This window comes from Mesorhizobium sp. USDA 4775, from assembly GCF_054062655.1.
This window is the reverse complement of the sequence record NZ_JBSSFM010000001.1, coordinates 2,238,774-2,260,036: the sequence shown is the minus strand read 5'-3', so window position 1 is coordinate 2,260,036 and position 21,263 is coordinate 2,238,774. Positions and strand designations below refer to the sequence as shown.

At 61.7% G+C, this 21,263-nt stretch carries 16 protein-coding genes and 1 pseudogene; 7 read left to right on the top strand and 10 right to left on the bottom strand.

Annotated features, from left to right (window positions below; genetic code table 11):
- Nucleotides 1-40: 40 nt before the first annotated feature.
- On the bottom strand, nt 41-877 hold the full coding sequence (locus tag ACVILI_RS10830) for a 2-(acetamidomethylene)succinate hydrolase (protein ID WP_038644823.1): 837 nt from the start codon (nt 875-877) through the stop codon (nt 41-43).
- A 181-nt stretch (nt 878-1,058) separates the two neighbouring features.
- On the opposite strand from ACVILI_RS10830, the gene ACVILI_RS10825 reads away from it, so the two are divergent.
- The gene (locus tag ACVILI_RS10825; RefSeq protein WP_010914325.1) at nt 1,059-1,730 is read left to right on the top strand and encodes a GntR family transcriptional regulator; all 672 of its coding nucleotides are present in this window, start codon (nt 1,059-1,061) and stop codon (nt 1,728-1,730) included.
- Nucleotides 1,731-1,861: 131 nt separating this feature from the next.
- Complete coding sequence (locus ACVILI_RS10820) at nt 1,862-3,424, top strand: GMC family oxidoreductase (protein ID WP_051726732.1); 1,563 nt, start codon at nt 1,862-1,864, stop codon at nt 3,422-3,424.
- Here the strand turns inward: ACVILI_RS10820 and ACVILI_RS10815 are convergent.
- Entirely contained in the window at nt 3,421-4,464 is a 1,044-nt protein-coding gene (locus ACVILI_RS10815; RefSeq protein ID WP_202360589.1) for a bile acid:sodium symporter family protein, read from the bottom strand. The two genes, ACVILI_RS10820 and ACVILI_RS10815, sit on opposite strands and share 4 nt — an antisense overlap.
- Nucleotides 4,465-4,512: 48 nt before the next feature.
- On the opposite strand from ACVILI_RS10815, the gene ACVILI_RS10810 reads away from it, so the two are divergent.
- Both ACVILI_RS10810 and ACVILI_RS10805 read left to right on the top strand, forming a co-directional pair.
- Nucleotides 4,513-5,361: a LysR substrate-binding domain-containing protein gene (locus tag ACVILI_RS10810; protein ID WP_019860105.1), complete on the top strand. Its 849-nt coding sequence runs from the start codon at nt 4,513-4,515 to the stop codon at nt 5,359-5,361.
- Nucleotides 5,362-5,538: 177 nt separating this feature from the next.
- The gene (locus ACVILI_RS10805; protein WP_019860106.1) at nt 5,539-6,213 is read left to right on the top strand and encodes a GntR family transcriptional regulator; all 675 of its coding nucleotides are present in this window, start codon (nt 5,539-5,541) and stop codon (nt 6,211-6,213) included.
- 213 nt (nt 6,214-6,426) lie between these two features.
- Here the strand turns inward: ACVILI_RS10805 and ACVILI_RS10800 are convergent, their stop codons facing one another.
- The gene (locus ACVILI_RS10800; protein ID WP_038644816.1) at nt 6,427-6,867 is read right to left on the bottom strand and encodes an Lrp/AsnC family transcriptional regulator; all 441 of its coding nucleotides are present in this window, start codon (nt 6,865-6,867) and stop codon (nt 6,427-6,429) included.
- A gap of 134 nt (nt 6,868-7,001) precedes the next feature.
- Between ACVILI_RS10800 and rocF the strand changes: the two genes are divergently transcribed.
- Together rocF and ACVILI_RS10790 are read left to right on the top strand one after the other, a co-directional pair.
- Complete coding sequence (rocF, locus tag ACVILI_RS10795; protein WP_019860107.1) at nt 7,002-7,934, top strand: arginase; 933 nt, start codon at nt 7,002-7,004, stop codon at nt 7,932-7,934.
- A 2-nt stretch (nt 7,935-7,936) separates the two neighbouring features.
- Complete coding sequence (locus tag ACVILI_RS10790; RefSeq protein ID WP_038644814.1) at nt 7,937-8,992, top strand: ornithine cyclodeaminase; 1,056 nt, start codon at nt 7,937-7,939, stop codon at nt 8,990-8,992.
- 103 nt (nt 8,993-9,095) lie between these two features.
- Here the strand turns inward: ACVILI_RS10790 and glmS are convergent, their stop codons facing one another.
- Nucleotides 9,096-10,919 (bottom strand): glutamine--fructose-6-phosphate transaminase (isomerizing), encoded by a 1,824-nt coding sequence (gene glmS / locus ACVILI_RS10785; RefSeq protein WP_064986347.1) that lies wholly within the window; start codon nt 10,917-10,919, stop codon nt 9,096-9,098.
- Nucleotides 10,920-11,492: 573 nt separating this feature from the next.
- On the opposite strand from glmS, the gene ACVILI_RS10780 reads away from it, so the two are divergent.
- Nucleotides 11,493-13,046: a hypothetical protein gene (locus ACVILI_RS10780; protein ID WP_457102435.1), complete on the top strand. Its 1,554-nt coding sequence runs from the start codon at nt 11,493-11,495 to the stop codon at nt 13,044-13,046.
- A 53-nt stretch (nt 13,047-13,099) separates the two neighbouring features.
- Here the strand turns inward: ACVILI_RS10780 and ACVILI_RS10775 are convergent, their stop codons facing one another.
- The 6 genes and pseudogenes from ACVILI_RS10775 to ACVILI_RS10750 all read right to left on the bottom strand — a co-directional run bounded on the left by ACVILI_RS10775 (nt 13,100) and on the right by ACVILI_RS10750 (nt 21,252).
- On the bottom strand, nt 13,100-14,443 hold the full coding sequence (locus ACVILI_RS10775; RefSeq protein WP_019860110.1) for an HlyD family type I secretion periplasmic adaptor subunit: 1,344 nt from the start codon (nt 14,441-14,443) through the stop codon (nt 13,100-13,102).
- A gap of 26 nt (nt 14,444-14,469) precedes the next feature.
- A complete protein-coding gene (locus tag ACVILI_RS10770) occupies nt 14,470-16,224 on the bottom strand; it encodes a type I secretion system permease/ATPase (protein WP_038644812.1) in 1,755 nt (584 codons plus the stop codon).
- A gap of 349 nt (nt 16,225-16,573) precedes the next feature.
- Complete coding sequence (locus ACVILI_RS10765) at nt 16,574-17,335, bottom strand: class I SAM-dependent methyltransferase (RefSeq protein WP_038644810.1); 762 nt, start codon at nt 17,333-17,335, stop codon at nt 16,574-16,576.
- Nucleotides 17,336-17,572: 237 nt separating this feature from the next.
- Nucleotides 17,573-18,832, bottom strand: coding sequence for a polysaccharide biosynthesis/export family protein (locus ACVILI_RS10760; protein ID WP_038644808.1), 1,260 nt, complete (start codon nt 18,830-18,832; stop codon nt 17,573-17,575).
- Nucleotides 18,819-20,251, bottom strand: a pseudogene (locus ACVILI_RS10755) (hypothetical protein). The gene ACVILI_RS10760 and the pseudogene ACVILI_RS10755 overlap by 14 nt, the downstream one beginning before the upstream one ends.
- Nucleotides 20,248-21,252 carry an NAD-dependent epimerase/dehydratase family protein gene (locus ACVILI_RS10750; protein WP_019860115.1) on the bottom strand — a complete coding sequence of 335 codons (1,005 nt, stop codon included), beginning with the start codon at nt 21,250-21,252 and terminating at the stop codon, nt 20,248-20,250. The pseudogene ACVILI_RS10755 and the gene ACVILI_RS10750 overlap by 4 nt, the downstream one beginning before the upstream one ends.
- Nucleotides 21,253-21,263 lie beyond the last annotated feature (11 nt).

Genomic DNA, 21,263 nt, shown 5'->3' with positions numbered 1-21,263 from the left:
TCTATCCTGATGCTGCGTACAAGAAGACGGCGCTTGGCCGTCAGGCGTCTATGAAGTTGGTGATGGCTTTCAACGTGATCTCGGGAGATACCTCGTTGACGTAGTGGTCGGCGCCCGGAACGACGACGACAGGCAGATCGGGCCGCAGTCGGCTTGTCTTCGCCAGCGCCGCCGCCGAAACCAGCTTGCTCGCCTCACCCCGAACGATGAGGACGGGCTTCGCCACGTCTCGGTAGGCGGGCACCAGATCCGATCGCAGGCCCTTGGCGGTCTGCGCCATGGCCGCGGGCGATGCCAATGGACGCAATCCGCCGTCGACCGGCTGATAGCCGCTTTCAGCCCTGATCCTGATGGCGTCGGCGGGAATGTTCGGATAGCGGCCGGCTAGGTATGCTTCGACGGCCTTCACATCCTCGAAAAGCTGGCTCCCCGCGTTCACGCGCGCTTCCAAGGCGTCCAAGGCGTCGGTCTCGATGTAGGGCGTAAAGTCGATCGCAACGACCGACCGCACCAGATCCGGGTATTTCGTCGCGGCCGTGACGGAGTTTCGAGCACCAAGCGAATGTCCGACGAGGATGGCACGGCCGCGATCGAGCGTGCGTATCAGGCCGGCGATGTCGTCCGCGTAGTCATTCGCCTCGTAGCCGGTTTCCGGCTTGTCGCTGAGGCCATGCCCCCTCTGATCAACCGCAATCGTCGTAAACCGGTCCGAAAGCCGGATCATCAACGGTTCGAAGACGGCGGAGTTGGAGGTGATGCCGTGGAAGAACAGCATCAAGGGACCGCTGCCCTTCTCGCGCACGTTCAAGGTGACGCGGCCAATGTCGACGCGTCGCGAGATGAAGTGGTCGGAAGCTATGTCTGCCGCCATGTCCATGATCCCTGGATCCTCGCCTCGCTGCGCGTCTCCTGCAAAAGGATCATACAGACCGGGGTCACGTCAAGCCGATTGTCTGACAATCTTCATATTTGACAATCTGGCTATCCTGCTGTCAAATTTACGCGGCGTGGCGTATGCTGCTTCAGTTTTGCGACTCAAAGGCCATGAGACGTTACCGATGCCCCCAGATTTGAATTTGCGAATTTCGCCACGGACCGTGCAACGGGAAACCGTCGACAAGTTACGGCTGGCCATCTTCTCCGGTTTGTTCCAGCCGGGAAGCCGCCTCATCGAAAGTCAACTGTGCACACAACTCGGCATCAGCCGCCCCTCGCTGAGGGAGGCTTTGCGCAGTCTTGAGGCGGAACGCCTGATCGAGATCGTGCCCAACCGCGGGCCGTCGATACCGGCGCTTTCGTGGGAGGTGGCAACCGCCATCTACGAGGTTCGAGAGTTGCTGGAAGTCGAGGCAGCAGGACGATGCGCGTTAAGGATTTCCCCGGAACAGTTGCGTGAACTCGAGAAATCGCTTTCCGCATTCGAAGAGGCGGCATCCAGCAATGACAGCCTGGCGCAGGTCATGACCGCCGCGGATTTCTATTCGATCATACTGGCGAATTGCGGCAACCCGATCCTGGAGGAAGTCCATCGCGGTCTGGTGGCCAGGATCAGCTTCTTTCGAGGACGATCGATGTCCCTGGAGGGCAGAGCACAAAGCAGCCTGGCGGAGATGAGGGAGATATTCGAATCCATCGCCGCCGGCGACGAGAAGGCCGCCCGCAAAGCCTCCAAACAGCATGTCTTGAGGGCGAAAGCGGCAGCGAAGATATCCATGGACAACGGGATTTGAGGTCTTCGATGGACTGTCGTTCCGCCTGAAGACTCGAAGTCCTTCATGACGTTTCGGATCGGCCGAACGCGGATTCGTGCGCGGGCCTTCTCCGTGTCGGTGTCAGACATGACGGCTATCGCAACCGGCAAATGGCAGATGGAGTGAGGATGACCAGGGCCAATGTTGAGCACGCACCGAATTGCGATATCGTCATCGTCGGCGGCGGGTCGGCCGGGTCGTTGCTCGCCGCGCGGCTGAGCGAAGATCCGGGCAGCCGCGTTCTGCTGATCGAGGCAGGCGAGGAGGCGACAGATCCCGATATCTGGAACCCCGCCGCCTGGCCGGCACTTCAGGGCCGCAGCTACGATTGGGACTATCGCACGGAGCCGCAAGCCGGCACCGCGGGCCGGGTGCATCATTGGGCGCGCGGGCGGTTGATCGGCGGATCGAGCTGCCTGCACGCGATGGGCTACATGCGCGGTCATCCCTCAGACTTCCAGGCCTGGGTCGACGCAACCGGGGATCGCCGATGGAGTTGGGATGAACTTCTGCCCGTTTTCCAGGCTATCGAAGACCATCCGCTTGGTGGCGACGGCATTCACGGCAAGGGTGGGCCGTTGCCGATCCATTTGCCGGCGGACGAAGTCAGTCCACTTGCTCGCGCCTTCATCGAGGCAGGCGCATCGTTGGGTCTGCCTCGCCTTGAAGGCCACAACAGCGGAGAGATGATCGGCGTCACCCCGAACTCCATGAACATTCGCGACGGGCGCCGGGTTACGGCGGCGGACGCCTGGCTCACAAAGGCGGTTCGAGGCCGCGAGAACCTGACCATCCTCACGGGCTCCCGAGTGCAGCGGCTCAAGCTGGAGGGCAATCAGGTCCGCAGCCTCGAGGTCGTGGGGCGACAGGGTTCGGCCGAAGTGTTTGCGGACAAGATTGTGCTTTGTGCCGGAGCGTTGGAAAGCCCGGCCTTGCTGATGCGTACGGGCATCGGTCCGCGCGATGTGCTCGATGCGGCGGGCGTCGGCTGCCTGATCGATATGCCTGACATCGGTCGAAACCTTCAGGATCACCTGCTTGGCGCCGGCAACCTTTACGCGACCCGCCAGCCGGTGCCGCCATCGCGCCTCCAACATTCGGAATCGATGGCCTATATGCGGGCTGACAGCTTCACCGCTGGCGGGCAGCCTGAAATTGTCGTTGGCTGCGGTGTCGCGCCGATCGTGTCGGAACGCTTTAAGGCACCCGCCGCCGGCACCGCCTACTCGCTGCTGTTCGGCATCACCCATCCGACGAGCCGCGGCAGCGTGCGCATCAGCGGGCCTGAGCTCGGTGACCGGTTGATCATCGACCCGGGATACCTGCAAACTGATCGGGACCGCGAACGGTTTCGCAGAGCACTTGAGGCAGCACGGACCATCGGGCACAGAGAGGAACTCGCCGGCTGGCGAGAGCGCGAACTCCTGCCAGGAACGCTGAACAGTGAGGCCGAGATGGACGACTTCATCGCGCGATCGGTCATCACGCACCACCATCCCTGCGGCACCTGCAGAATGGGCAGGGACCCGGACGCCGTCGTCGATGCAAATCTGCGGCTCAAGGCGCTCGACAATCTTTTTGTCGTGGACGCGTCGATCATGCCCAACCTCACCGCGGGACCGATTCATGCCGCGGTCCTCGCGATCGCCGAAACTTTCGCCCGACGGCGCTAAGCCACCGAGGCCGTCGGCTCGGCTGGCAGAACCGTCGGCCGGCGCGCCGCCTTGGCATATTTCTGGGCGATCATGGCGCAGACCATGAGCTGTATCTGGTGGAAGAGCATCAGCGGCAGAACGATCGCGCCGACACCCTGGCCGGCAAAGATCACATTGGCCATCGGCACGCCGCTCGCCAGGCTCTTCTTCGAACCGCAGAAGGTGATCGTGATCTGATCGGCCCTGTCGAAGCCGAGAAGCCGGCTGCCATAGGTCGTCAGCACAAGCACCAGGCCGAGCAGCAGCATGTCGGCGACAACGACCACGGCAATGTCGCGCAGCGAGAACATGTGCCAAAGCCCCTCGGCGACCGCCGTGCTGAAGGCCAGATAGACGACCATCAGGATCGAACCGCGATCGACAGGCATCAGCAGTGTCTTGCGGGAGCGTATCCAGTTGCCGATCCGCGGTTCCAGCAGCTGTCCGAGCGCAAAAGGCAGGAGCAGCTGCACCAGGATCTGGCTCACCGCATCCCACGAAAATCCGCCATGGCCACCTATGGAGAAGAGCAGGCCGACGAGCAAGGGTGTCAGGAACATGCCGAAGATGTTGGAGGCGGAAGCCGAACAGATGGCCGCGGGGACGTTTCCGCCGGCGATCGAGGTGAAGGCGATCGATGACTGCACCGTCGACGGCAAGACACAGAGAAACAGAATGCCAAGGTAAAGCGGCTTGGGCAGGATCGAAGCCGGCAGGTAGCCAAGCGCCAGACCCAGCAGCGGGAACAGGCCAAAGGTCGTCAGAAGGATCACCAGGTGCAGGCGCCAATGCATCAGGCCGGCGACAACGACATCGCGCGAGAGCCTCGCACCATGCAGGAAAAACAGCAGCGCCACGGCAAGATTGGTCGCGATCGCGAACCATCCCGCGAACGTCCCGGTCGCCGGTGCGACCGACGCGAGCGCGACGGTGCACAACAGGAGGATCAGAAAGGTGTCCGGCAGAAAGCGGCGCATGACATGTTCGCTCCAGAGTGGCGACGCCGTCTTTTTACGCATTGCAAAACAAGATACAATGAATAACAGTTATCGTGATTTGGGATACAAATGCTCGATCTGGTCCAACTTCGCAGCTTCGTCACCGTCCAGCAGATGGGAAGCTTTACCTTCGCGGCGGAGAGGCTGGGGCTCGGGCAATCCACCGTCAGCCAGCACATCGGCAAGCTCGAGGCCGCGCTTGGCAGGCAGTTGCTGGCCCGCGATACGCACAAGGTTGTGCTGACGCCAGACGGCGAAGCCCTGCTCGGCCATGCCCGGACCCTGTTGTCGATAGAGGGACAGGTGCAGGCGCTTTTCACCGCGCAGAGGCTGCGGGGCACTTTGAGGCTCGGCGTATCCGAGGACCTGGTGACGAGCCGGCTGCCGCTGGTGCTGGAGGATTTCGTCCGGTCCCACCCATCCGTTGATCTTGAACTGACCGTGGCGTTGAGCGGCGTGCTCTACCAGATGCAGGACAATGGCGAGCTCGATCTCGTTCTGGCAAAGCGCCGGCTGGGCGACAGCCGTGGCCGGCTCGTCTATCGCGAGCCGCTTGTCTGGCTCGCCCGCGATCCGGAACACGTCCTGTCGCTCGCGGCCTTGCCGTTGATTGCCTTCCCCGCGCCGAGCGTCACGCGCAGCATTGCGCTGGAAGTGCTCGAACGGCACCGCATGCCGTGGCGCATTGTCTGCACATGCGGCAGCCTGAGCGGGCTGACGGCCGCCGCGCGTGCCGGCATGGGGGTTCTGGTGCAACCGCAAAGCATGTCGCCCCCGGGTTTGAAGGAGATCCCATCCGGGCGCCTGCCGCCGTTGGAGGATGTGGAATTTGTCCTTATCCCCAGCAAGGGCGCCGACAGGGCGCTCGTCTCGGCGCTGTCGGAAGATATTCTGACCAAGGTGAGAGGTCTGCGCTGACCTATTGCGTTGGGGATGCCGGCGGCGAATTTGACGTTGGACAGAAGCCTTCACGCCCGGAAGCGTCTGGCTGATGCCTCATAGCTGTTCGGGAGGCCCTGGGCCCCTTGTCCCTGGTGCGTTGTATTTGACATTCTAATATTGACCATCTCAGGCGAACGAAGATACGGATTTGCCATGGACCTGGATCCTTCGACGCTCAATCGGGCGCTGCCGCTGCGCGATCAAATCTATCACAAGATCCGCAATCTGATTGTCGTCGGCCAGTTGAAGCCGGGGGAAGTCATCAACGAGGTGGCTATCGCCGAGGCGCTCGGCGTTTCGCGCACTCCGGTGCGGGAAGCGGTCAAGCGCATCAGCGACGAAGGCCTGGTGACAATCCTGGCACAGACCGGCACCTATGTCGCGCCGATCAGCCGCGCCGACCTGGAAGAGGCCTATGTCATCCGCCGGGCGCTCGAGATGGAAAGCGCCAGGCGCGCCGCCGCCAAGATGACCCCGGCGTCCGCCGAACTGCTGGAGGACAATATGGCGGCGCACAAGCTCGCCATAGCGCGCGGCCGGTATGCCACCGCGATCCAGCTCGACGACATCTTCCATCGCACCATTGCGGAGATCTGCGGCCTGCCGATGATCTGGCGGGCGGTCGATATCTCCAAGGCACAGATGGACCGTGGCCGCTATCTCGCCATTCCCAAGCCCGGCTACGGCGAACAGACGATCGAACAGCACGAGGCCATTCTCGACTCGCTAAAGCGCCACGATGCCGAGGGCGCCGCGCAGGCGATGGAGAACCATCTCGAGACGTCGCTCCGCAACACACTCGAAGTCGCCGCCGAGCTTCTCGGCTGACGCTCGCCATCGATCGCAACGGATCAACACATGCGAAGAATGGGACTGTGTATCGGATTGAAGGGCTGAGGCGATCGCTGAATACAAGCGCGTCCATGCGCGATCTGGCCCGAGGAGCTCGCCGTCATCAGCCGTGCCAAAATCCGCACGATTTGCCCTCGGCTTCGTCGGGGAGAACTTCCTCGGCCACCAGCGTCTTCATTGAACGCGTACCTACGTCAGTCGTGCTCGCGTCGTGCGCGGCGTGGCCAGGAGCAGGCTCGTTTCACTGCCCGTTATGCCGGCAATCAGTCGGATGCGCCGTAGCACGGCATCGAAATCGGTCAATGATGCCGTCCCGAGCTCGACCACCAGATCCCAGCGACCGTTGGTGGTATGAATGGTCGAGACTTCCGGGAAGCCGCCCAATGCCCGGACCACGCGGTCGGCGGCATGGCCCTCGATCTCGATGAGCATGATGCCGCGGATGCGCTGATCGACGGCGTCGGCGCGCAGCACCACCGTGTAGCCGATGATGTCGCCGGACCGTTCCAGCCGCTCCATGCGTGCCCGAACCGTGGCGCGCGAGACGCCGAGATCGATGGCGAGGTCCGACACGCTGCGCCGGGCGTCATGTCGCAGCAAGGTCACGAGCCGTTCGTCCAAAGCATCCATCAGATTACCATTTCGATAAATTCTGCCGCCATTATGATAGGTTATGCTTCGCGGACTGCCAATTGTCTCTGTTCATATTGCCGGCTCGCCATGATCTCCTGTCGACCATTCGAACTTTGGCCGCGGGAAAAACAATGCGTTGCAGGATCGTCGGGGCGCCGGTGCAGGACGGCGCCGGCAGAATGGGCTGCGAAATGGGGCCGAGTGCGCTGAGGACGGCGGGGCTTGCCGAGGTGCTGTCCGGCCTCGGCCACGCTGTCGAGGATATGGGCGCCGTCCAGCCAATGCCAGCGAGGCGCGTCGTGCACGGCAACCTCGCCCTGAAGGCCCTGCCCGAAATATCGGCCTGGACATCCGCCATCGCAGCGGCAGCCTACGCGGCGAGCGAGGACGCCATGCCGATCTTTCTCGGCGGCGACCATTCGATCTCGGCCGGCACCGTGTCTGGCCTCGCCCGCCGCGCCGCCGAGGCCGGGCGCCCGCTGTTCGTGCTGTGGCTCGACGCGCATCCGGACTTCCACACGCTGGACACCACCGCCAGCGGCAATCTGCATGGTGTTCCGCTCGCGTACGCCAGCGGCCAGCCAGGTTTCAGTGGCTATTTCCCGGATCTGCCGGCGGCGGTCGATCCCAAGCGTATCTGCACCATGGGCCTGCGCAGTGTCGACCCGGCCGAGCGCAGCGCGCTCAACCAGGCGGGCGTGACCGTGCACGACATGCGCGCCATCGATGAACATGGCATCGCGCCGCTGCTGCGCGCTTTCCTGGCGCGCGTGTCTGATGAAGACGGGCTGCTGCATGTCAGTCTCGACGTTGACTTTCTCGACCCGTCGATTGCGCCGGCTGTCGGCACCACGGTTCCTGGCGGCGCGACGTTCCGAGAAGCGCATCTGGTGATGGAGATGCTGTCCGACACCGGCCTGGTCTCCAGCCTCGACCTGGTCGAGCTGAATCCTTTTCTGGACGAGCGTGGCCGAACCGCGACGCTTATGGTCGACCTGACGGCGAGCCTGATGGGCCGCCGCATCATGGATCGCCCGACCCGCAGCCATTCCGGGAGCTTTTGATCATGACCACGGCAAAGCTGAACATCGTCCCCTTCGTCAGCGTCGACCGTATGATGAAGCTGGTGCTTGCCATCGGCGTCGAGCGCTTCCTGACCGAGCTCGCCAGCTACATCGAAGAAGATTTCCGGCGCTGGGAGCTTTTCGACAAAACGCCCCGCATCGCATCACACAGCCATGACGGCGTCATCGAGCTGATGCCGACAAGCGACGGGCGGCTCTATGGCTTCAAATATGTCAACGGCCATCCCAAGAACATGCGCCAGGGCTTGCAGACGGTCACCGCTTTCGGCGTGCTTGCCGATGTCGGCAGCGGCTACCCGATGCTGCTCACCGAGATGACCATTCTCACGGCGCTGCGCACCGCCGCGACTTCCGCCGTCGCGGCCAAGTATCTGGCACCACGCGGCGCGCGCACCATGGCCATCATCGGCAATGGCGCACAGTCGGAATTCCAGGCGATCGCCTTCAAGGCGCTGACCGGCGTCGACCGGCTCAGGCTCTACGACATCGACCGATCCGCCTCGCTGAAATGCGCCAAGAACCTGGCTGGCATGGGATTTGACATCACCATCTGCGAAACCGGGCAGGAAGCGGTCGAAGGAGCCGGGATCATCACGACCGTCACCGCCGACAAGCAATGCGCCACCATCCTCACCGACAACATGGTCGGCTCCGGCGTCCACATCAACGCCGTCGGCGGCGATTGCCCCGGCAAGACCGAACTGCACAGGGATATCCTGCTGCGCTCCGACATTTTCGTCGAGTTCCCGCCGCAGACACGCATCGAGGGTGAAATCCAACAGCTTGATCCCGACCATCAGGTGACCGAGCTCTGGCAAGTGATCGCCGCCAAGGTGCCAGGCCGCCGGGACGCCAAGCAGATCACGCTGTTCGATTCCGTCGGCTTCGCCATCGAGGACTTTTCGGCGCTGCGCTATGTGCGCGACCAGCTGCAGGCAACGGGCCTCTACGAGGAGCTCGATCTGCTGGCCGATCCGGACGAACCGCGCGACCTCTATGGCATGCTGCTGAGAGCGGCCATGCAGACCGCGGCATAACAAGAACCGATGAGATGCCGCGAGCGATCCCGCAGGCATTGATAGTGACTGCGGGTCTTGTCGAACGTCCCCTCGACGAGATGAAGGGCCATCGACGTTGCCGTCACTCCACCGTCACCGATTTCGCCAGGTTGCGCGGCTGGTCGACGTCGGTGCCCATGAACACGGCGGCGAAGTAGGCCAGCATCTGGATCGGCAGCGCATAGATGATCGGCGAGATGATTTCAGGTACGTCGGGCAGGATGATCGTCTCCATCGTCTTGACGCTCACCTGCGCCGCCCCTTTGCTGTCGGTGATCAGGATGATCTTGCCGCCACGCGCCGCCACTTCCTGCATGTTCGACACGGTCTTTTCGAAAATGCGGTCATGCGGCGCAATGACGATGACCGGCATGTTCTCGTCGATCAGCGCGATCGGCCCATGCTTCAATTCGCCCGCCGCATAGCCCTCGGCATGGATGTAGGAGATTTCCTTGAGTTTCAGCGCGCCTTCCATGGCCAGCGGGAAATTGGTGTCGCGGCCGAGATAGAGCACGTCCTTGTAGCGCGACAGCTCGCGCGCGATCCGCTCGATCTGCTCTTCGAGCTTGAGCACCTGGTTGGCATAGCGCGGCGCTTCCGAAAGCGCGCGCACCAGGGTCTTTTCCTGCTCCTTCGAAATCACCCCGCGCGCCACGCCGGCGCGCACCGCAAGCGAGGCCAGCACCGACAGCTGGCAGGTGAAAGCCTTGGTCGAGGCGACGCCGATCTCGGGGCCGGCCAGTGTCGGCAGCACGACGTCGGATTCGCGCGCCATGGTCGATTCGCGAACATTGACGACGGCGCCGATCTTCATGCCGGCCTTGCGGCAATAACGCAGCGAGGCCAGCGTGTCGGCGGTCTCGCCCGACTGCGAGATGAAGAAGGCGGCGTCATTGGCCGACAGCGGCATCTCGCGGTAGCGGAACTCCGAGGCGACATCGATGTCGACCGGCAGCCGCGCATAGCGCTCGAACCAGTATTTGCCGATCAGGCCGGCGAGATAGGCGGTGCCGCAGGCCGAAATCGCCAGCCGGCCAATCTTGGCGAAGTCGAATGGCAGGTCGAGTGGCTTGGAGACGCCGGAGACGAAGTCGACATAATGCGCCAGCGTGTGCGAGATCACCTCGGGCTGTTCATGGATTTCCTTCTCCATGAAATGCCGGCGGTTGCCCTTGTCGACCATGAAGGAGGTCGACAGCGACTGCTGGCGCTTGCGCTCGACTTGTCTGCCGTCGATGTCGAAGATGGCGACGCTGTCGCGGCGCACCACCGCCCAGTCGCCGTCCTCGAGATAGGTGATCGAATTGGTGAATGGCGCCAGCGCAATGGCATCGGAGCCCAGGAACATCTCGCCGTCGCCATGGCCGACGGCCAGCGGCGGGCCGTTGCGGGCGCCGACGATCAGGTCCTCATCGCCCTTGAACATGATGGCCAGCGCAAAGGCGCCTTCCAGCCGCTTCAGCGCCTGATGCGCCGCCTCGACCGGCTTCAGCCCCTTGGCCAGCTCCCGCGCCACCAGATGCGCCACGACCTCGGTGTCGGTCTGCGAGGAGAAGGCATAGCCATCGCGGACCAGTTCGTCGCGCAGCTCGGCAAAGTTCTCGATGATGCCGTTGTGGACGATGGCGACGCCGTCGGAAAAATGCGGATGCGCATTGGTCTCGTTGGGCACGCCATGGGTGGCCCAGCGTGTGTGACCGATGCCGATCGTGCCGTCGAGTGGCTCCTCCTTGAGCCGGCGTTCGAGGTTGATCAGCTTGCCTTCGGCGCGGCGGCGGGCGAGCTTGCCATGTTCGATAGTGGCCACACCAGCCGAGTCATAACCACGATATTCGAGCCGCTTCAGCGTTGTGAGGATGAGCGGCGTAACCTGCGAATGGCCGACGATTCCAACGATGCCGCACATGGTTTTGCCCCCCTGATCTGCAGAATTCCGGCCTTATCGCCGTAGAAGGCAAAGATATCCCTCCTTGATTACGGACTGATCGTTCATTCGAAGGAGCCTACGGCCTTAATCGCGACCAGAAACCGCCATGCTGTGAAGTGGTTCGAGAGGGGGCAGGGTCAGGTAGCGGAGTTTGCGTCGTCGGCCGCGTGAAGCCGCCCGACGAACAGTTCGTTCGAATGATGCGCTTCCGTTGGCCCAGGCGCATGTTGAGGCAGCCGGCAAACCAAAACACACCCAACAGCCGGTTAGGCCCGGCCGCCTGATGCCCCCCTACAAGAGGCTGTCGGGCCGCTTGATCAATCTGGGGCTTGCACGCGAAAGCGCTCCCGACTGCCTCGCGTGCCGGAAAGCGAGCGGCGCTGGGGTCCACGCGACGAAAAACGTCAAGATGAACACGAGAAGGGTCATCCCGGCACAGGTTAAAAAGGTTGGTGGGGAATGACCGACGACCTCCGAACCTTAGGGCTGTCGCTTACAATTCTCGACGACTCTTCGCCGTTAAAGCGATGAATCGCCGGCACCCGGCATCGTTTGATTGAACGAAGACACCGAACTGATCTCTCGATACAGAAGAAAGCTCAGTCCGCGCCTTGCTGGGTCCAGGCATGCGGAAGGGGGATGCAGGGCATGAAGTTCAGAGATCTGATCAGACGTGCCGACAACAATGTGGAGAAGTCATTCGAGGATCTCGAAGCTGACTTGGCTGATGCCGTCGACGAGTGCCTTGGCTTGGATGACCTGTCGGCGCTGGCAATGGACGATGTCGCGGACCAGCCGCCCATGCCAAACGACAACAGCGAACAGGACGAGAGCGCGCAAACCAAGGATGATGCCGGCAGCGGCGATGCCGGCACTCCCGAACCCGTGCGACGGCTGACCTCTCATACGCAGAGCCGTATGGCTGCCTTGAGTTCCTTTGACGGGCTGTTTCGCGATGCGAAGCTCCATTTCGAGGAGATCAACGCGAAACTGTCCGAGATCGCAAGCACACATCAGCTGACCTTTGAATTCTTTCACATCCTTCATGCCGACATTCTCCGCGCCAACGAATTGGAGCTGGCCAATCAAAGCCTGACCGCAGAGCAAAAGAGCCTGTCGGACAAGCTCAATGACCTGACCCGAAGGCATCACGAGCGTGAAAGCATGGTGGAGGCCCTGCAGCAGCGCGAGGCAAGCCTGGTTCAGGACGCCGAGGCGCTTCGTGGCGCATTGGCAGCGGCAAGGCTGGAACTCGTGGAAGCCGCGAACACCAACGCAAGAAGCCAAGCGGAATTCGGAGACCTCACAAACACGCTTGCCGCCGCGACCGTCGAGGCCGACAGGCGCGCGCGAGAAAACAAACTGCTGCGTGAAAAGAACGTCAGCCTGTCGATCGACCTGGAAAAGGCGCTGAAGCGGGAGGACGAGGCGCGGCACAGGCTGGACGCCTTCTCCACGATCCATGCCAACGAAGCCGCGCGAAATTCCGAAGTGCTTGGTGCGCTCGGCAAGAGCGAAAAGGAAGCGGCACGGCTCCACACCGCGCTCGAGGCCGCCCAGGCGAAATTGTCGGAAGTGACGGAAACCGCCAGGATCATGGAGGCGGACAAGGGTGCCGAGCTCGAACGCAGCCGTGCCGAGATCCGAGGATTGCGTTCCGAAATTCAGAATCTCCACTCGCGACTAGAGGTCGCGTCGAACGCAAGCAGCGAGGCCTCGGCCGAGATCGCCAGGCTCAAGCTTCAATGGAGCGACGCGGTGGCGGAAAAACAGGTGGCGGACGAAAGGTTGGCGGCCCTCACCAAAGAGGCCGAGACCGACAAGCTGAACCTTTCGAAGATGACCGCGAATTTCTCACAGCTTTCGCTGCAGCAGGCATCCGATCAGCTACAACTCGATATCCGCCGGCAGGAATGCGAAGACCTGCGAGCCGAAATTGCATCGGTCAACGCCCGGATCAGGGAATTGCTGCCCTATGAGAGGTTCCGTGGCGCCGCGAACGCCTTGCCGCATACGAACGATGTGGCCAAGACGCTTCCGGTGGCGGCGGAGCGAGCGGTGCGCACCGCTCGCCGTGTTCGTCGGAGGGCGCTCACCGCGTCGTAGGAGGACGAGCCAGCTGATCATATTTTGCAGCTCGCTTCCAACAGTTCGTCACGTCATTGGCGGAAAGCCCTGGACATCTGATCCGTGAGCGGCTTCAGCAGATAAGACCAGACGCTGCGTTCGTCGGTGCTGATGTGAACCTCCGCCGGCATGCCAGGTTTGAGCACCTTGGCATCGGTCAGGCAGGCCGCCTTGTTCTCGACATTGATGCGCGCCGAGAAATACGAAAGCTGTTTTTGCTGATCCTTGATCAGATCCGCCGAGATGCGCTTGACCGATCCCTGGCAAGCAGGCGTGGTGCCGGCATCGAAGGCCGGAAACCGGATGGAGACGTGCTGGCCCGGACGAACGTCATCTATGCGCGACGGGGGGATCAGCGCGTCGACGACGAGATTGTCGGTGTCGGGGACGATCATCATGATCACCTCCCCCGGAGCGATCACACCGCCGATTGTGTGGATAGCCGATTCCTGCACCGTTCCCGATTGCGGAGCGCGGATGTTGGTTTTGGTCAGTTCGTCTTGCGCCACGACCTTGCGCTCGCTGAGTTCGGTCTGCTTGGCTTCGGTTTCACGAAGTTCGCTCGTTACTTCACTGCGCCTTTGCTCATCCAGCTGAAGAACCTGCAATTCGGTCTCGCTGACCTTGGCCTGTGCCTCAGCCACCGCCGCCGCCAGGCGTCCTGATTCTCCGTGCGCTCGGGTCGCATCCAATCGGATGTTGCTCAGTCGCTCCTTGGACACCAATTTCTTTGTATAGAGCGCCTGGACATCGCCAAGGTCTCCGTCCAACAGGACCACGGACTGGTCTTCCGCGGCCTGCTGCGCCTTGAGGCCATCGATCTGGCGTTCGAGTTGCTTCGAGCGGCTTTCCAACTGCGCCTTCTGCCCCGTCAACGCCGTTGCGCGGCTTTCGAAGAGGGTGCGCTCTCCTCTGACCAGTGCAGCCAGCTCCGGGTCGCCCATGCGTTCTTGAAGGCTGGACGGAAGCTGCATTTCCGGCAGGCCTTGTCGCTCGGCCTCCAGCCGTGCAAGCCGCACGGTTGCGCGATCAAGATCCTCGCTGATTATCTGCAGATTGGCCCGTGTCAGCGTGTCATCCAGCCTGGCCACCACATCGCCAGCCCGCACATGATCCCCATCTTGCGCGAAGATGCCCCCGATCGTGCCGCCCGTCAGATGCTGGACTTTCTTGATGTTGCTTTCGACCACCACGGTGGCAGGCGCGATCACGGCGCCGGCGATCTTGGTCAACCCAAGCCAAAGCCCGCCGCCGACAACCAACATGGCCGTGACCGCCGCACCGAGGATCAGGTTGGACCTGATATCATCGCGCGCCTCGACCGAATTCGCCTCGACCCTTCGGCTCCCGTTATCGAACGGAGCATACGAGACCATCGTCGCGTCAGACATGAAACAGCACCTCACGCATGACCGCTCACCCCTTTCTGCATCGGAACAACCGATGCCTGCCGTTCGGCAGGCGTCGGGAAGGGCCGGATGACATTGGCCAGGACCTCCTCGCGCGAGCCGAAGGAGTGAAGCATCCCATTCGACATGACGAGTACCTTGTCGATATTGGTGAGGGCAGAAGGACGATGCGCAACAATGATGACGATGCCTCCACGTCGGCGCACCCCCAGGATCGCGCCGGCCAGGGCGGCATCGCCATCGACGTCCAGGTTTGAATTCGGCTCGTCCAGGACGACCAGAAACGGGTCGCCATAAAGTGCCCGGGCAAGCCCAACCAGTTGCCTCTGTCCGGCCGACAAGGCTGCGCCTCCCTCGCCTACGCGTGTTTGAAAACCATTCGGCAACCGCATGATCATCTTGTCGATGCCGGCGGCCCTGGCAGCCGCCAGCACGCCCTTGGCGTCGTCCTTGCCACCAAATCGCGAAATGTTATCGGCAACCGTCCCGTCAAACAGTTCGACGTCCTGCGGCAGATAGCCGACATGAGCGCCAAGCTCTTCCGAATTCCATTGGTCGAGCGAGGCTTCGTCCAGCCTTACCCTCCCGCGAAGTGGCTGCCACACTCCAACCAGCGCGCGCACAAGTGTCGTTTTCCCAGAACCGCTCGGGCCGACAATGGCCATTCCCGCGCCCCCGGGCAGGCTAAAGCTGACATTGGCGACCGTCGGTTTTTGCTGGCCCGGCGGCGCTATTGTCAGGTCCTCGACCGCAAGCGCCGCCTGCGGGCGCGGCAGTTCCATGACTTCTTCATGCCCACCGACGACAGCCAGCACCTTGGCCAGCTGGGAATAGCTTTGCCGGAAAGCCGCGAAGCCTCGCCAGTTTGCGAGCGCAGCGTCAACCGGAGCCAACGAGCGGCCCAGCAGTATCGACGATGCTATGATCACACCTGGCGATGCTTCCCCCCCGATCACGAGATAGGCGCCCAGTCCCAGAACAGAGGACTGCAAGGCCATCCGCAGCGCCCTCGAGAGGGCACCTGTGGCGCCGACAATGTCGGAAAGCCGTTCCTGGTGCGTGAGATAGGCGTGGTTGATCTCGCTCCAGCGGCGGGCAAGCCGCCCGGAAAGGCCCATCGCGCGCACAACCTCCGCGTTGCGGCGGCCGGAATCGGCAAGATTGCGTTGCGACACCATCGTCTCGGACGCGCGTGCCGCGGATGCGCGGCCAAGGACTTCCGCTATCACCGTGAGCAGAACGACAATAATCGCGCCGCTTGTTGCCAGCAGACCGAGCGCAGGATGCAGAAGATAGATGATCAGCAGATAAAACGGTATCCACGGCGCGTCGAAGATGACGGTCGGCCCCAATCCCGAAAGGAAGCCGCGGATCTGATCCAGATCACGCAGCGGCTGTATCCGGTTCGCGTCCTGCCCGCCGATGAGCGGTAAGGACAGCGACAGGCCGAACACCCTTTGCTGCAGATTCTTATGGAGACGATTGCCTATTCGAACCAGGAGGCGAAGCCGTACGAAATCCAGCAATCCATAGACCGCGTAAAGGCCCAGCATTCCGACCGTAAATCCGACAAGGGTCGGAACGCTCTGCGAAGGCAGAACGCGGTCGTAGATCTGCAGCATATAGACGGAGCCAGTCAGGGCGAGAAGGTTTATCACCGCCGAGAAGACGCCGACGCCTACCAGCCCGGGCACGGCACCAAGCATGGCGCCACGCAGATCGGGCGAACGTATCCCTCCGGAGCTCATCGCTTGCGACCTCCGGTGAGAAATCGTTGCGCAAGCTCACTGGCCCCGTTGGCCACGGACAATTTTTGGGTTTTCAGGAGCGTATCCCTCTTTGCCTTCTAATTTACGCCCCACTAACGTACGTGGCCTTCGGTCAAAATGTAGCGAAATCGTGGCGCCGAGCCGAGAAACCCGAATCTGACGCATTAAATCAGGGGAAAACTACCGTTTTAAGGAGTACCGGAAGGCTGTGGAGGTCGCGTTCCCGGCAACGCGAGCGACACCGCGCCGTCCTTTTCGGAGGGTGAGTCGCCCCTCAGGCAAACGGCTCCCGGCCGTTTTCACGTGGCCATTTGAGTGTCCGATTCCGCTAGCGCTTCTTCGCGATAACCAGGAAATGTTGCGCCAGTTGTCCAGGAACGTGAAGAGTTCTGGACGCCTTTTCGAAGGGCTCCATCAACGCTTCACAGACTCCGGGCAAGAGGTTTCCCGGCCGGGGCAGATAGCCGTAAGGTATCATCTCCTCGACAAGGAATCCCGACGCCGTCAGGAGCTCCTTGAACTTCGCCACGCTCAGCGTGTTGCGAATTGTGCGTCCAAACAGCCGATTGAGCAGCCGGCAAACCAGGCCGATTGGTGAAGTCGCATTCATGTGAACGTTGCACACAAGACGCCCGCCGTCCTTCAAATGTTCATTTATCGCCTTCAACGCATCCCGCTTCAGCTGATCCTCGGCGTTCAGGAAGAAGCGAAATGCCGTTACGACATCAAAGGTTTCGCCGAGAGGTTCTGTTGTCATGTCGACGTGGCGCAGTCTCACATTGGGCGGAACTTGCGCGCTGCCCAGCATGGATCTCGAAATGTCGGCGCCGACCACCTCGCCAAACACGCCGGCTGCCACGCTGGTGATGCGACCTGTTCCGCATGCGAAATCGAGGCAGTTCCGGCCGGCTCCGCCCATTGGGCGAAGAACGTCCAGGATCAAGGGTTTTTCGATTTTCTCCCAAAGCGCGCCGTAGTAGCCGGACTCGTGCGTCTTGTTGTAATGCGCGCCGTAGCCCGGTGCGCAATGGCTGGCCCTGTAGTCGTCCGACACCCGGTCGCCCGGCGTGTGGACCTGCTGGTTGGACATCAGCTCCTGCCAAATTCCGGGCTCACCGGTCCGCGGCTTGACCCGGGGAACTCGCGATGCCGAAGGCGTATCGAAAGCGTAACTTGCTGACTGAGCCATCCGAGCCGCGTTCGTCGGCGGCACCCCTTGCCTGGAATTGAGCCTCACCTGTATCTCCCGTTCGGTTGTGTTCGACGCCCTGATCGAACAGTAAGTTCCCCCAACTCATTTCTTTTTTCGGACTGCGACTAAAGCGGCCTATTGGATTGCCGCGCTTTGCAGATCGCTGCTGAACCTGGCTTCGACAGTATCTCCCGGCATCACGATCGTGTCTTCGTCAGCCGACAGCTTGCGCCACTCATCGCCGACCTTGCGGACGATCGTGACCTGAGCCCGGATTGTTTCGCCGGCAATCGGCAATGGCTGGGCGGACGCTCCGGTCGGTTGCAGCTTCTCGCTGGCGGCGTGCAGCCTGGCGGTGACATCACCCAGCCGCGCGTTGGTGTCCTTCAGATCCGTCAGCAAGGCAATCCTCCTTTGATTGTCATTGCGTTCGTGCTGCCTGACATAGTCCTCCTGCTGGCGCCGCGCTCTCATGAGCTCGACCGAGGTTTGCAGCGCACCGCTCGACGACAGAAGCAAGGCGCGCCTGACATCGGCGAGCCGAGTGTTGGTCAGATTGCCTGCATCAAACGCCTTGGTTACTTTCGCCAGGTCTTCCTGATCCGCCTTCACGCTCTCGGCCTCGACCTGTTCGCGCTTCTGCAAAACCTCGATTTGATCAGCCGCATCCTTCTCGCCCCTCTCAAGAAAAGTCTGCTCCTGCTGGAAATCGCTCAGCGCAATCTTCAGCCCGTCCGTTTCAGCCTGGGCGATCGCAGCTCCGACGCTGGGCGACAGAGGTGACCCCTGCGGCGTCTGCTTGTCGAAATCCGCCTGGCCCTGAAGTTCGGCGCGGACACGGGCGGCGTGAAAATAGTCTTTGGTGTACTCCCCCCAAAGTGTTTCGTAATCGCGCCTGAGATCAACCGGATCGGGACCCGTTTGGCCCGCCCGTGACCGCAAAAGGCTGAAGCCGCCGGAGACGGCAAGCGCCTGCCGTACGGTCATGAGCGGACGGTAGGCCTGTTGTCCAGGGGTGAGCACGTCGCCCATCACGTAGATTGGACGATACTCCACGATGATGGCGGTCACGTCGTCCGGTTTGACGACAACCATCTGCTCCCGTCCATCGGCCAGACGCACGTGAAAGATCTTGGTCGGCAAAAGCGCTTGCATGCGCGTCTGCAATTGAGACGCCGTCAGGCCTGCGACCATGATCATCCCGACCTCGGGAAGGGCGATATTGCCATCCATCTGGACCACAGCGCGCTGCGCTCGATCCGGGATCGGCGCTATCCCTATCTCGACGGTATCGCCAGGTGACAGTTGATATTGCTCGGCTTCGCCTGCGGCGGCCATCGATGCCAGGGACATCACCGCAACCGCGGCAAGAACGGTTCGTTTATTGAAGGCCATTTGCGACAATCTCCTTCTGGTTCGGGACCGGCTCCGAAGGCCACTCAACACGGGTAACGAAATCGTATACCGGGCCACCGGGCACACCCCAATTGCTCGACCAGATTACCTGTGAGCCGTCCGGCGAGGGCGAGGCATGCGTCTCGCTCCAGTAGTCGAAGTGGGTGTTCTGCGTTTCCACGATACGGCGGACTTCTCCGCTGCCGTCCGTGCGCACCGCAATGACCTGCTGCGCGTAAGGCGCCCAGTCCGGGTGCTGCGATACTTCGGCTGGCGTTCCGCCATAGCTCAGAAACACCCAGCCGGGCCTGTCCAGGGACCTGAGCGACGCATGCATGGCCTCGCCATATTTCATCAGCGACGTGACCTTGCCGTCGGCCAATCGGCGCTTGATCACCTGATATATGTCGGGATTCGATTTGCTGATCCCGACATAGATTTCGCTGCCGTCGGCATCGACCGTCATGTCGCCGTGACCGGGCCGGTGGTGCTCCATCCACTTCTGTTGCAAGACGCCGTCGATGGAAAAGACGAAGGTCGGTTCATGGTCTTCCGACAATGCCTGTGAACGTCCGTGCGCACATAGATTTCGCTGCCGTCGGCATCGACCGTCATGTCGCCGTGACCGGGCCGGTGGTGCTCCATCCACTTCTGTTGCAAGACGCCGTCGATGGAAAAGACGAAGGTCGGTTCATGGTCTTCCGACAATGCCTGTGAGCACACAATATTGATCCCCAGCGGAGAGATCGAGCAGGAGCCGGTGGTCCCCGGAAGCTGGGTAAGATCGATATCCGGGAATTTCCGCCGCTGCTTGAGGTCGTAGCCAAAGACCACCGATTTGCCGTCATTGCGCGTTGCACGCACCGCAATACGGTTGCCGTCGCGGCTCGGATTGCCTTTGTAAGGTCCGAACTGAAGTTTGCTGTAGGCTGCCGTGTCGAACACGACATCCTCATGATTTGTGCGCGGCGCCCAGGTGTAAATCTGCCTGCCTGCGACGCAGATCATCAGCTGGGGATCCCTGGGATGCCACTCGCATTCAGTTTCATTCGAGCGGTCGCGATGGAACAATGGCACGTAACTGTGCCCGTCGAGGAAGCACATGCCACCACAACCATTGACGATCACGAGAAGGCTCTGGTCAGCATTCCAGGCCTGTGCACTCGAGTAACGGTGGGTGCAGTATTTCTTCCCGCAGACACCCGCCAGGCCGAGAATTCCAGGCTGGGTGATCCGTACGAAAGTCGTGCCGGACCAGGGATCCGTTGCTTCGCCAAGATAGTCCGGCAGGTTTTTCACCGGTGGTGTGGCCGACGTTTGCGATGCGCTGCTTTCGCGACCACCGAGCATATAAATATTCGCGAACATGGCACCGGCAATCAGCAGCAGTACCAACATGTGCCGGCGGAGCAGGGTCATGTCATGTAACCCATTTCGCGCCGTACCCGGCCTTCACTAAGGCGCGCGCGCCACCATGCGATCGTTCGCTCCAGCCCGTCGCGCAGGCTGGTCTGCGCCTGCCACCCAGTCTCGCCTTCAAAACGCGAGGAATCGGCGAGCAAGGCGCGAACCTCCGAATTTTGCGGCCGCAAACGCCTTTCGTCACGATGGACCGGTTTCTTGGAACCGCTTAGTTCCAGGACAAGATCCAATACGTCGGAGATGGTCACGGCGCGTTGGCTGCCGGCATTGTAGGCGTGGCCGAATTCGAGCCCGGCCAGGCCCGCGGTCTGGAAGGCCGCCGCAGTGTCTTCGACAAAGGTCAGGTCACGGATCGGGCTCGTATCGCCGACCATGATCGCCGGGCAATTCGGATCGAGAGCCTGCCGGATGATGGTCGGCACGATGGCGCGTTCGCTCTGGCGCGGACCATAAGTGTTGAAGGGCCGCATGATGACCACAGGGACATCGAACGACCTGGCGTAGGACTCCGCCATCATGTCGGCGCCTATCTTGGATGCCGAATAGGGCGACTGTCCCTGCAGCGGATGCGTTTCGCTGATGGGCATGGTCTGGGCGGTTCCATAGACCTCGCTCGTGGAGGTATGCACCACCCGCTCCGTCTCCCATTGACGCGCCGCTTCAAGAACGTTCACCGTGCCCAGGATGTTGGTTTCCACATAGGACTGGGCAGCCGCGTAGGAATATGGAATCGCAATGAGCGCAGCCAGGTGAAACACGACGGCCTGACCGCGCACGATCCGGTTCAGGAACGCGCTGTCGCGGACGTCACCGCGGACGAGCTTCAGCTGGCTGCGGATCTTGTCCGGCAAATCGTCCAGCCATCCATGGCTGTCGAAGGAATTGTAAAGCGCCAGAGCAGTGACATCCGCGCCGTTGCGGACGAGCGCCTCAGTGAGATGCGAACCGATAAATCCATCCGCGCCTGTCACCAGAACTTTCTTGCCGTTGTAGCTCATGACTGCGCATT

Excerpts from the sequence above, each read along its gene's own strand:
- ACVILI_RS10830 (WP_038644823.1), bottom strand. The coding sequence starts at position 877 with ATGGACATGGCGGCAGACATAGCTTCCGACCACTTCATCTCGCGACGC.
- ACVILI_RS10825 (WP_010914325.1), top strand. The coding sequence starts at position 1,059 with ATGCCCCCAGATTTGAATTTGCGAATTTCGCCACGGACCGTGCAACGG.
- ACVILI_RS10820 (WP_051726732.1), top strand. The coding sequence starts at position 1,862 with ATGGCAGATGGAGTGAGGATGACCAGGGCCAATGTTGAGCACGCACCG.
- ACVILI_RS10815 (WP_202360589.1), bottom strand. The coding sequence starts at position 4,464 with ATGCGTAAAAAGACGGCGTCGCCACTCTGGAGCGAACATGTCATGCGC.
- ACVILI_RS10810 (WP_019860105.1), top strand. The coding sequence starts at position 4,513 with ATGCTCGATCTGGTCCAACTTCGCAGCTTCGTCACCGTCCAGCAGATG.
- ACVILI_RS10805 (WP_019860106.1), top strand. The coding sequence starts at position 5,539 with ATGGACCTGGATCCTTCGACGCTCAATCGGGCGCTGCCGCTGCGCGAT.
- ACVILI_RS10800 (WP_038644816.1), bottom strand. The coding sequence starts at position 6,867 with ATGGATGCTTTGGACGAACGGCTCGTGACCTTGCTGCGACATGACGCC.
- rocF (WP_019860107.1), top strand. The coding sequence starts at position 7,002 with ATGCGTTGCAGGATCGTCGGGGCGCCGGTGCAGGACGGCGCCGGCAGA.
- ACVILI_RS10790 (WP_038644814.1), top strand. The coding sequence starts at position 7,937 with ATGACCACGGCAAAGCTGAACATCGTCCCCTTCGTCAGCGTCGACCGT.
- glmS (WP_064986347.1), bottom strand. The coding sequence starts at position 10,919 with ATGTGCGGCATCGTTGGAATCGTCGGCCATTCGCAGGTTACGCCGCTC.
- ACVILI_RS10775 (WP_019860110.1), bottom strand. The coding sequence starts at position 14,443 with ATGGTCTCGTATGCTCCGTTCGATAACGGGAGCCGAAGGGTCGAGGCG.
- ACVILI_RS10770 (WP_038644812.1), bottom strand. The coding sequence starts at position 16,224 with ATGAGCTCCGGAGGGATACGTTCGCCCGATCTGCGTGGCGCCATGCTT.
- ACVILI_RS10765 (WP_038644810.1), bottom strand. The coding sequence starts at position 17,335 with ATGTCCAACCAGCAGGTCCACACGCCGGGCGACCGGGTGTCGGACGAC.
- ACVILI_RS10760 (WP_038644808.1), bottom strand. The coding sequence starts at position 18,832 with ATGGCCTTCAATAAACGAACCGTTCTTGCCGCGGTTGCGGTGATGTCC.
- ACVILI_RS10750 (WP_019860115.1), bottom strand. The coding sequence starts at position 21,252 with ATGAGCTACAACGGCAAGAAAGTTCTGGTGACAGGCGCGGATGGATTT.